Genomic DNA, 6966 nt, shown 5'->3' on the forward strand with positions numbered 1-6966 from the left:
GTCGACCTTTTCCCATATTCGGATTGCTTTGGGATGAGGCCATGGCATGCAAGCCGCGCAAGCACCACTGTTTCAACTCCAATCTCTTTCGCAGCTTCTTTTGCACTGATGCGTGTTCCGAGCTCTGCGATGATGTCGGTCAGCATGGCAGTCGGAATATATCGCGTCAGCGTGTAGAATCTGTCGCTCGCATGCGGTTTTGCCATTCCCAAGGTGACCAGTTTCTGACCGAGCCTATGGTGAGGGATGCCGAAAACCTGCTTTGCCGTTGAGAAAGAATGCACCAATTGTTCCGGACAGGGCTTGCCGAGAACAATCGATCCAACCGTAACCGGAAAATTTTCAAAAATGAACTCCCGGACAACGTCACGCACAACGTCAAAATCTGGGTCATCATCGCGAGAGCGCAGCCAATCGAAGAAGACGCCGTAATGTGACCGGTAGAGTTTTTCACCGACTGGATGAGAATCTTGAATGTCCTTGAGCTTTTGACGCAACGCATCCGGACCTCCACGAAGGATACTCAAACCAGCGGTGCCGGCCGCTGCCCACTGCGCGTCCGTAGGTTCTGTTCGCTTTACCCTCGGACCCAAGGTCAGCAGGGCGCCAAACATCTCGCAGGTTTGTGCGGCAATATGTAATGGTAGACGGTCCAGCCAAGTTTGTCCGGGTCCGTTCTGGATCCGCTCGGTCAAATACCGCTCCAGTTCCATATTCTGAGACACAGCCAAATCACCACCTGTCGGTTTAAAGCTGTCGAGCATGGGGACGTGATCAAAGCAATCATTGCCGTTCTTTGGCTTGGGAGCCGCAACGAGATGGCACCCATGTTTCGCACAGGTGCGGATCGCTGCGAGTTGCCAAGCCCCATGATGGACGATTCCCGTCCTGTCTGGCGCTTCGTGAACGCACCTCGGGCAGACCCGAAGTGTTGTCCGTATGAACCCCGTGAATTTGATGCGTTCCTTCCCAAGCCGAAACCACCCCGGCTCAACCAAAGCAGGTGTTGCCGCTTGCAGTGGGACAGGATCGATCCCACCCAGAACTGCCAACCGCTGGATTTCGACTGGATCGCCGTTCACAAGCGCGAAGTAGTCGATCCCCACATCCGAGCAGAAAGTGATCATCCGGGGCACGCCGTTCCGTCGAGCCAGGCGAGAGGCGAAGGATGTCGCAGATTCCCCTACAACCGTGGGGACCGTCAAGGGTAGCGGGTTTGTTGCCGTGAACATCAGCGTTTCTCCCGTGAAAAGACCTGCCGCGCATCAACCCGATAAAAATCGGGTATGACAAATGGATTGAACGAGTCGTCGCAGGCGGTCCGCAGGTGATAGGCACGGGCAAAATCCTTCGATCCCAGCTGGCCGGCCCCGCTGAGAAACGCCTGTTCAATGGCGGCGAGGGTCAGTTCGATGACCAGGCCGAACTGATTGGCTGCCGCGTGGATCAGCCGTTCGCCATGTGCCAGTTCGACAATGCCGGGGGCTGGCGGCAGTCCGGCGCGCTTGCAGTAGTTTTCCACGAGATCCAGCACGTCATTGCCATGCGCAACCGGCGACAGGCTATTGAAGTGCACCGTCTGCATCCGCCTTGCCAGCTGGGGGTCATGGTTCAGAATATCTTCCAGTTCCGGCGTCCCAGACAGGATAATCCCGACTGGCCAGTCGGGATCGGTCATCAGGGTCTTCAGCATCGAGGCTACCGCGTTCAGCTCGTGCTTTGTGCCGCGCGAGGCAAGATCCTGCGCCTCGTCCAGATGGACGAACAGCACCTGGCGCTCTTTCAGGTGATGCCGGACCAGATCCCAGATGTACCAGGCCTGCCGCTCCGAGCTGATCTGATAGCCCAGGGCGCGCAGCAAGGTATAACCGAGGAATTTCAGGGTGGCTGGTGATGGCACGCGAAGGCTGATGATCGGGGCATCCAAATGGCGGGTCGTGGACAGCAGCTGACCAACGCCGGCAAGCAGGTGATTTATCGCGGCGCTTTTCCCGGTGCCAGACGGGCCGGACAGGGTGAGTCCGTGCGCTTCGCTTGATCGGCCTGCATCAAGATCGGACAGGCGCTTTGCGACCAGCATGGCGAAGCGCGCCTCCAGCGGCTCGAACCGCTCGTGGTGGACAAAATGGTCCCGCAGCGCGGCCACTTTCTCGGCGGCCTTGCGAATGTTGTCATTGCTCATCGTCAAATCTCCAACGGTTCCGGCGCTCGCGCGCGGGCGGTTTTTGGTCATGGTTGTCAGTGGGGTTCTCGGATGATCCACCTTTGCACGGCACGATCTGGATGCCGTCGGAGAGAGGGTCGGAAGACGGTCGGGCATGCCCGAGGCGCTCGGCATCGGAGCGCAAGGGGAAGTGCAGTGCGGATTGATTGCGCTCGACGTCCAGATCGGTGACATGGAATGGTGTCAACTCACGCAGCGCGAAAGCACGGCGGTTGGTTTCCGAAATCCGCTCGATCGCCCGGCGGACGGTCGGCGCATCCAGCTCGGCATCCCGCCGGTGCTTGACGCGGAGCGCCCGGGTGGCTTCCTGAAGCTCGTCATAGCTGACATCGTCGAAGCCACTCTGATTGGCCATGGCGGGATGCCATGTCGCGCCCACCTTGACGGCGATCCAGCCTATATCCCGCAGATCGGCGCGGATTTCGACGCTGCGCACCGGTGCATGCAGGAAAGCTTCGCGCAATGCCCTGCAGTTATAGGTCAGGCCCGCGAACAAAACGCCATCTCCGCGGAGCTTGCGTTGCAACGGCCTGCCGAAAGCCTTGCGCAAGGCGAGACCATCGGGAAGTGGAGGCGTGCCGTGCTCGGCAACCAGCCGCGACCACGCCTGGTTCGGCGTTTCTCCACCCAGCGATCCGTGGGGTTGATTGTGGTAGATGTCGACGACATAGGTCAGCAGGATCCTGATCAGGTCGTCGTCGCAGAGGCAAGCCAGCTGCTCCGATGGGTAATCGCCGCGCTCAACGGTATCGAAGAAGGTCCGGCCGACCAGAAGGGGCATAAGCTGGTGCCCATAGGTTCGGAAGAAGGTTTCGATATGGCCTCGAAGCCAAGGCAGGCCCGCAGGCGGAAGGTGCGTGGTGATACCGAGTGAAGAGACTGTCCCCTGAAAATCGTCGGACACGAAGGCGCCGCCCTGGTCCGTCGCCAGGGTGCTAATCCCACCATGATGGTGCCAGGTGCTTTCGCATCCTGCCGCCTGTGCGATCGGTGTCTTGTCGACGAAAATGTCGCGCAGCGCCTTGATCGCATCGCTCGAGTTCGGTGTCTCGGCCAGACGCACGGAGAGAATACACCGGGTCGCACAATCAATAGCGACGTATAGCCACCGGCGCCCGGCCTCGAATCGTGCCTGCCTCTCTGCGGGGAGATGGTCCCAAATGCCGGACAACGTCAGCAGTGAGATCACATCGAGGCGGTTTTCGTCCATTTCGACACGTTCCAGCGGCTGCCGGACGTCAGGGCCATTCTCGTAAAGCGTGAATCTGGCATTTGCCGCCGCCGTGCCATATCGCTTGGCATGCACATAGTATGGATCGGCCTGGGCAAGACGGCGCTTGATGGTTTGGCGCGACGGCACAACCAGTTCGGACAAGCCAGCCTCAGCCCGCCGTCGGTTTTCGCGGCAAAAAAGCTCCAGCGTTTCGGCAACGGCCTGCGTTCTGGTTGGGCGTTGCGTATCGGCATAGATTTCGATGACCTGATTCATCAGCGCCTCAGCGCGATGACACCAGCGCGGCTTGCGATTGCCGCAGCGATGGATCTCCGGAATCAGCACTACCGCCGAATATCCGGCCCGTTCATAGCGCCGCACCCATCCGAAACCTGTCCGGCTACAGGGAAGCTGGCGGGTGATGATGTCTGCGCCCGGTCGAACAACCTTGCCGCTGGCAGCGCCCTCACCGACCCGTCGTTGGATTTCGGCGGCAAGCCGCTCGCGTCCTTTCAGATATCCTTCCTGCGTGCGGTTGATGAAGCCAAGCGATTCCAGGTACAGGAACGCATCGCAGAAAGCCTTGCACCAGAGCACGAACCGCCGAACCGACTCGCGCAACTCATTGACGACATCAACCGGCTTGCGACTGCGTATTTCTTGCGTCGAACGACCAAAATAGCCTGCAATATAAGTGGTATCCGGTCGACGCAGCAATTCGGCCAACTTCTCATGGGAATACCACTCGGTGATTCCGGGCTGCCCGACGCGTTCGAACAGACCGCCCTTGTCGTCGATCTCCAGCGGGCGCATCGCAACGCCCGCCGTGGTGATCAGATCGGATTTGGAGAAACGGAACCGGATCGTCATACCGCCACCTCCGTCAAAACGGGACGGGTCCGTGCAAGTTGGCGTGCCGCCGCCGCAGCGGCCGCGCGGTCAAGGTGCTGGTCGGTGATCAGCATCACCCGGTCGGCAAATTGCTTCGGTGTCGCGGCGGCCACCCTCTCCAACTGGGCGAGAAAGTTGCGCGCGATGACGCGCTGCATCGGCTTCACCGCCACGGCGATGCGTTCACCGTCCGTCTTCGTCACAAGGAAATCGAAGATATGCTTGGCCGGACGGCCATCACGACCAACATAATGCACGACCGGCGGCTGGTCCCAGATGTGCTGGATATCGTCACGCACCAAGGTCAGGCACAGGAAGGCATATTCCAGCACGCTTTCGAACTGCAGGATGCGCGGTCGGGGAAAGCCTGGCAGCTTGGCGACCATGGCGCCCCGGAGACTTGCCCGGGATCGGCGCGATATCGTGCGGGTCGCATGGCTCGGTTCCGGCCCGCGATAGATCAGGTTTTGGTTCATGATGTTCGGAGCGCGGCCGCCACCGCCTCATCGGCGGTGACGGGGCGATCTCCCCCTTTTGGACGTGTTGAACAGCCCTGCCGGCCACGGCGACCGGCAGGTTGACTTTTTGTTCGACTCGGGGGATGAATGAGGTGTCGCGACCAAACGACAACCAAAAGGGGCGCCTGTGTCAGCAGGGGCCCTTTTTCATATCCCGTTGTCAGCTATGTCCGGTCTTCATGCCCTCCTCTGCCTCGTAACGATCGGGAAAGAGTTGCTGCGGCGTGGTCCCAAGCTGGTCTGCGATCTCGCGCTGCACGCGGTGCGACCGACGGTAGCCTTGGCTCACAACGGTCACGCTGCTTTGCGAGATGCCGAGCGACCGGGCGATCTTTGCCATGGATGATCCCACCAGCCGAAGCCGGCATTTGAGAATTTCATGGCCCTCGAGATCGACCTTCATGGGGATGTAAGTCCTTGGTCTGCAGAGTTGCTTTACGAATCAGAGATTCGGAAAACCTCCGCCTATGCAACGATTTCGAGCATTGACTCTCACTTTTGCAGAATTTGACTGGCGATACATCTGGTCAAACTGAGAATTTACCACGACGCCTGGCTTATGTTGTGCTAACCTCGCCATGAGCCTCAGCATATGGGGCGGTCGAGACCTCATTGCGTAGCAACCAACCGATCCGGAGGTTTGAATGATTGGGTTGTCTGAGGAAGAAGCAGCCGCTCTCGCGGCCGCCAAAGCGTCTGCGCTCGCAGCGAAGATTATTATTGATCGTCTGCAGAAGAAAAGCCGCGACGCCCGCCTGGAGGAAATACTGAAGTTGAAGAGAATGCGGCGTTCTACCAAGCCGAGTATCTTGCCGGAGAAGCTCCAGGAACGACAAGATTTTCCAAAACCTGCTTCGCACATGCCGCAGCATCGCAAGAATCGCTGGAACTGGAAGCCACCTGCATCACCTGAAAGTAAGGCCGTTCGTGAAACCTTCGATCTTGTGAGATCGTTCGGCGGGCTGGCAGCCGCCTATTCGCTCGATCGCGCTCAAACCAAACAGGCGCTGCAAGACGCCGGAATCGATATCTGCGAAGAGGTCGCGCGGGACTGGGATCGCGGTATTTCCATTCATGAACTGAGCCGTCGCCACGGAACAGGTCGCGACACCATCGCCAGGTGGATCAAAAAGACGGGCCGAGCAATCATTCCTCGTAACGGAAATTGGCGCTATGATGAAGCGCTCATCGCAAAAACTTTTGACGAGACCGGTTCGGTCAACAAGGCTGCCAAGGCGGCAGAGGTATCGTGGGATACCGCGCGTTCCGTTTTGTCGCGATATGGAATTCGGGCGGAGGGAAGATCGAAGCATGTTTCCGTCTCACGGCTTGGAGCGGAAATTACACGTCAGTCTTCACCCCATTCTTGATCAAAGAATCGCTTTTCGTTCTCCCAATCGGACGGGCCGCTAAACCCCAGATTCTTCGCGAGCTTCTGAAGCTCAGCGACCCGCTTCGCCATATCGCTTGGTGGGTCGGCCGGGGGATCAGGCTGATCGTGCGGTTTGCTGTCCATAGTTCATCCTAGGTCATGTTGACAAATGGCGGAGCCAGAGGCGGATCGACGTGATATCGATGAAGCCAAGGAAGCTTTCGGCGGTCTTGTCGTAGCGGGTGGCGACACGGCGAGCGTTCTTGAGCTTGTTGAAGCACCGCTCGACAAGGTTCCGCAGCCGGTAGAGCCTGCGATCGACAGCGACACGGAGCCTGCGAGACTTGCGCATCGGGACCACCGGCAGGATGCTACGCGCCTCCATGGTTTTGCGAACCTTGTCGGAGTCATAGCCGCGATCGGCCAGCAGGATGCAAGGCTCCGGCAGGTTGTCGTCCATGACCAGATCAAAGCCCAGGTAGTCCGATGTCTGGCCCGGCGTGATGTCCGACCTCATTGGCAGCCCGGCAGCATTGACGCGCAGGTGGACCTTGGTCGTGAAACCACCTCTTGAACGGCCAAAACCCTGTCTTGGAGTCCCCCTTTTGCGCCCGCTGCCTGATGATGGGCGCGGATCACGGTGCTGTCGATCATCTGGAGCGCATCCGGCACGATCCGACTTTCGTTCAGCGCTTCGAGGATCTGCTCCCACAACCCCGCCAGGGTCCAGCGCCGGAACTGGCGGTAG

The 6966-nt window shown here is 59.2% G+C and carries 7 protein-coding genes and 1 pseudogene; 1 reads left to right on the plus strand and 7 read right to left on the minus strand.

The window, feature by feature from the left end; genetic code table 11:
- The 5 genes from ASV56_RS22600 to ASV56_RS06480 form a co-directional block, all read right to left on the minus strand.
- A partial coding sequence (locus ASV56_RS22600) for a TniQ family protein (RefSeq protein ID WP_156429136.1) occupies window positions 1-1232 on the minus strand: 1232 nt, incomplete at its 3' end.
- On the minus strand, window positions 1232-2182 hold the full coding sequence (locus ASV56_RS06465; protein ID WP_062561265.1) for a TniB family NTP-binding protein: 951 nt from the start codon (window positions 2180-2182) through the stop codon (window positions 1232-1234). The genes ASV56_RS22600 and ASV56_RS06465, both read right to left, overlap by 1 nt.
- Entirely contained in the window at window positions 2172-4307 is a 2136-nt protein-coding gene (locus tag ASV56_RS06470; protein ID WP_062561266.1) for a Mu transposase C-terminal domain-containing protein, read from the minus strand. Before ASV56_RS06470 ends, ASV56_RS06465 begins: the two co-directional genes overlap by 11 nt.
- Window positions 4304-4714 (minus strand): hypothetical protein, encoded by a 411-nt coding sequence (locus tag ASV56_RS06475; protein ID WP_062562254.1) that lies wholly within the window; start codon window positions 4712-4714, stop codon window positions 4304-4306. Before ASV56_RS06475 ends, ASV56_RS06470 begins: the two co-directional genes overlap by 4 nt.
- A gap of 292 nt (window positions 4715-5006) precedes the next feature.
- Window positions 5007-5249: a helix-turn-helix domain-containing protein gene (locus ASV56_RS06480; RefSeq protein ID WP_062561267.1), complete on the minus strand. Its 243-nt coding sequence runs from the start codon at window positions 5247-5249 to the stop codon at window positions 5007-5009.
- A 241-nt stretch (window positions 5250-5490) separates the two neighbouring features.
- Between ASV56_RS06480 and ASV56_RS23470 the strand changes: the two genes are divergently transcribed.
- On the plus strand, window positions 5491-6216 hold the full coding sequence (locus tag ASV56_RS23470; protein WP_156429089.1) for a hypothetical protein: 726 nt from the start codon (window positions 5491-5493) through the stop codon (window positions 6214-6216).
- Here ASV56_RS23470 and ASV56_RS23475 read toward each other — a convergent pair.
- Both ASV56_RS23475 and ASV56_RS22605 read right to left on the minus strand, forming a co-directional pair.
- Complete coding sequence (locus ASV56_RS23475; RefSeq protein ID WP_156429090.1) at window positions 6195-6362, minus strand: hypothetical protein; 168 nt, start codon at window positions 6360-6362, stop codon at window positions 6195-6197. The two genes, ASV56_RS23470 and ASV56_RS23475, sit on opposite strands and share 22 nt — an antisense overlap.
- Window positions 6363-6375: 13 nt before the next feature.
- Window positions 6376-6966, minus strand: a pseudogene (locus ASV56_RS22605) (IS5 family transposase); the annotation flags it as partial.

The organism is Paracoccus aminovorans (genome assembly GCF_001546115.1).
Classification (GTDB): domain Bacteria; phylum Pseudomonadota; class Alphaproteobacteria; order Rhodobacterales; family Rhodobacteraceae; genus Paracoccus; species Paracoccus aminovorans_B.

Bases quoted from the DNA above. Each gene is read 5' to 3' on its own strand.
- ASV56_RS06465 (WP_062561265.1), bottom strand. From the start codon at position 2,182: ATGAGCAATGACAACATTCGCAAGGCCGCCGAGAAAGTGGCCGCGCTG.
- ASV56_RS06470 (WP_062561266.1), bottom strand. From the start codon at position 4,307: ATGACGATCCGGTTCCGTTTCTCCAAATCCGATCTGATCACCACGGCG.
- ASV56_RS06475 (WP_062562254.1), bottom strand. From the start codon at position 4,714: ATGGTCGCCAAGCTGCCAGGCTTTCCCCGACCGCGCATCCTGCAGTTC.
- ASV56_RS06480 (WP_062561267.1), bottom strand. From the start codon at position 5,249: ATGAAGGTCGATCTCGAGGGCCATGAAATTCTCAAATGCCGGCTTCGG.
- ASV56_RS23470 (WP_156429089.1), top strand. From the start codon at position 5,491: ATGATTGGGTTGTCTGAGGAAGAAGCAGCCGCTCTCGCGGCCGCCAAA.
- ASV56_RS23475 (WP_156429090.1), bottom strand. From the start codon at position 6,362: ATGGACAGCAAACCGCACGATCAGCCTGATCCCCCGGCCGACCCACCA.